The sequence below is a fragment of the Micromonospora sp. ATCC 39149 genome (assembly GCF_000158815.1).
Lineage (GTDB): Bacteria > Actinomycetota > Actinomycetes > Mycobacteriales > Micromonosporaceae > Micromonospora.
Genome location: NZ_GG657738.1, coordinates 5,432,239 through 5,434,495, shown reverse-complemented (window position 1 = coordinate 5,434,495; position 2,257 = coordinate 5,432,239). Strand labels below are relative to the sequence as shown.

The 2,257-nt window shown below is 75.1% G+C and carries 3 protein-coding genes and 1 pseudogene; 2 read left to right on the top strand and 2 right to left on the bottom strand.

The genetic code is table 11. The annotated features are described in order from the left end of the window. Both MCAG_RS23800 and MCAG_RS23795 read right to left on the bottom strand, forming a co-directional pair. Positions 1–251 (bottom strand): annotated as a pseudogene (locus tag MCAG_RS23800) (hypothetical protein); the annotation flags it as partial. 67 nt (positions 252–318) lie between these two features. Continuing rightward, complete coding sequence (locus MCAG_RS23795) at positions 319–840, bottom strand: VOC family protein (protein ID WP_007075519.1); 522 nt, start codon at positions 838–840, stop codon at positions 319–321. Between the two features lie 46 nt (positions 841–886). On the opposite strand from MCAG_RS23795, the gene MCAG_RS23790 reads away from it, so the two are divergent. Together MCAG_RS23790 and MCAG_RS23785 are read left to right on the top strand one after the other, a co-directional pair. Next, positions 887–1,348, top strand: a complete 462-nt coding sequence (locus MCAG_RS23790) for a MarR family winged helix-turn-helix transcriptional regulator (RefSeq protein WP_007075518.1) — start codon at positions 887–889, stop codon at positions 1,346–1,348. A 60-nt stretch (positions 1,349–1,408) separates the two neighbouring features. Next, positions 1,409–2,257, top strand: an 849-nt coding sequence (locus tag MCAG_RS23785; RefSeq protein ID WP_157548614.1) for a tetratricopeptide repeat protein, incomplete at its 3' end; no start/stop codon positions are given.

Sequence of the window (2,257 nt, the reverse complement as noted above, 5' to 3'; positions counted from 1 at the left end):
GCCGCCTCGGCCGCGCCGAGGCGGGCCGGCAGGCTTTCGTCGCCCTCGGCGAGCACCAGCACGGTCAGCCGGGACCCGCGCAGCCGGTCGGCGAACTCCCGCATCACTCGCAGCGCGGCGTCCGCGCCGCCGCCGTCGGTCCCGGCGTACGCCAGGGCGAGGGTGGCCCGCCGCGAGCGCTGAAGCGCTGCGGGCAACCAGGCGTCGAGCTGTCGGACGAGCAGCTCGCGGAGGACGGCATCGGTCGGCATCCTGCCGTTCTACCCCACCGCCCGCCGCCCGGACGCGGCGATCCCCCGCGCCGGGCCGGCACGGCGGTCAGGCCGGGACGGAGATCCCGACGCCACCGCGGGTCTGGCCGCCGTAGCGCTGCCGCTCGCGGTCGAGGTCGAGGCGGCCGATCCGCTTTCGGGCGGTGAGCGCGGCGTCGTCGAGTCGGTCGGCCGGTACCAGCCAGACGACCTCGAACTCCAGCCCGTCCGGGTCCTGGCCGTAGAGGCTCTTCGTGGTGCCGTGGTCGGAGCTGCCGGCCAGCGCGCCGGCGGCGGTCAGCCGCTCGGCGACGGCGGCAAGCTCGTCGAGGGTGTCGACCTCCCAGGCCAGGTGGTAGAGACCGACGGTGGCCCGGCCGGCCGTGGAGCGCCCGGCGGCCCGGCCGATCTCGAACAGGCCGAGGTCGTGGTCGTTGGTGGAGCCCGGCGCCTGAAGGAAGGCGGCTCCCCGGAAACCGTCCGGGGTCATCGGGATGACCCGGAAGCCGAGCACGTCGCCGTAGAAGGCGACGCTGCGCTCCAGGTCACTGACGTAGAGGACGGCGTGGTTGAGGCGGTGGATTCCCATGACCCCACGGTAGCGCGCTTTAGTTGAGCGTTCAACGACATGCGGTATGATTGCGGTCATGACCCGCTGGCTGAACCCCGACGAGCAGCGCACCTGGCGGGCGTACCTGGCCGCCTCGCGGGCGCTGATGGAGAAGCTCGACCGCGAGTTGCAGCGCGACGCCGGGATGCCGCACGCCTACTACGAGATCCTCGTCCGACTCTCCGAGGCCCCGGACCGGCGGCTGCGGATGAGCGACCTGGCCGACGCGACCGGCTCCTCACGCAGCCGCCTCTCGCACGCCGCCGCGCGGCTGGAGGCGTCCGGCTGGATCCGGCGCGAGGACTGCCCGACCGACCGGCGGGGACAGGTCGCCGTGCTCACCGACGCCGGGTTCGCCGCGCTGGCCGCCGCCGCGCCCAACCACGTCGAGGGCGTACGCCGGCACCTCTTCGACGCGCTCAGCCCCGCCCAGGTCGACCAGCTACGGCGAATCAGCGAGGCGATGACGGACCACCTGACCGGATGATGACCGAATCGCGATCGTCGGGGGGTTGTACATATTGTCGCGGTGCGGCCACGATGGGACGTGTCTCCCGCCTTCGGTGAATTGACCGGCCAGGCGCACCAGCTGGTGTCCGCCGGCGACCTGGCCGGTGCGCAACAGCTGCTCTCCGACGCGTTGAGCGACGCCGACCCCCGCCCCGACCACGCCTCGCCCGAGCTGGCCGAGGCCGCCGGCCTCCAGGCCCGCGTGCTGGTCGCGCTGGGCGAGCCGCACTCCGCGCGCGGCTGGGCCGCCTTCGCGTACGCGGCGACGACGCGGCTGCACGGTCACTCCGACCCGCGCGCCGTGGCGGCGGCGGCCACCCTCGCGGCGGTGCTGCACCGGGTCGGCAGTTACGCCCGCGCCGCCCGGCTCTACTCCGACGTCATCATCGAGCTGACCGCGTCGGACGGGCCGGAGTCGCTGCGGGTGCTGGCCGCGCACGCCGACCTGGCCACAGTGGAGTACGCGCGGGGCCAGTGCGAGGTGGCCCGGGACCGCCTGCAGGACGCCTGGGAGTTGCACCGCGAGGTGTACGGCGACGGGCACCTCAGCGGCATCAAGATGCTGGCCCGGCTCGGAGCGATGCAACGCGACTGCGGGGAGTTCGCCGAGGCCCACGACAACCTGGCCCTGGCCCGGGAGCTGTGCCGGCAGCACCTCGCCGCCGACGACCCCCTCGCCGGGCAGGTGGCGGCCCTGGCCCGGGCAGCCGCCAACCCCGACCACGTCTGCGGGCGCACGCCCCCGGCCGAACGGGAGACGCCGGCCGCCCCGCCCGAGGCGCCCGTCGCACCCACCGTGCCGGCGGCGCGGGTGGCGACGCCCGCCGAAGGGCCCCCGACGTACCAGCCGGGGTGGCCGCCCCGGGAGGAGCCCCACCCGGACGGG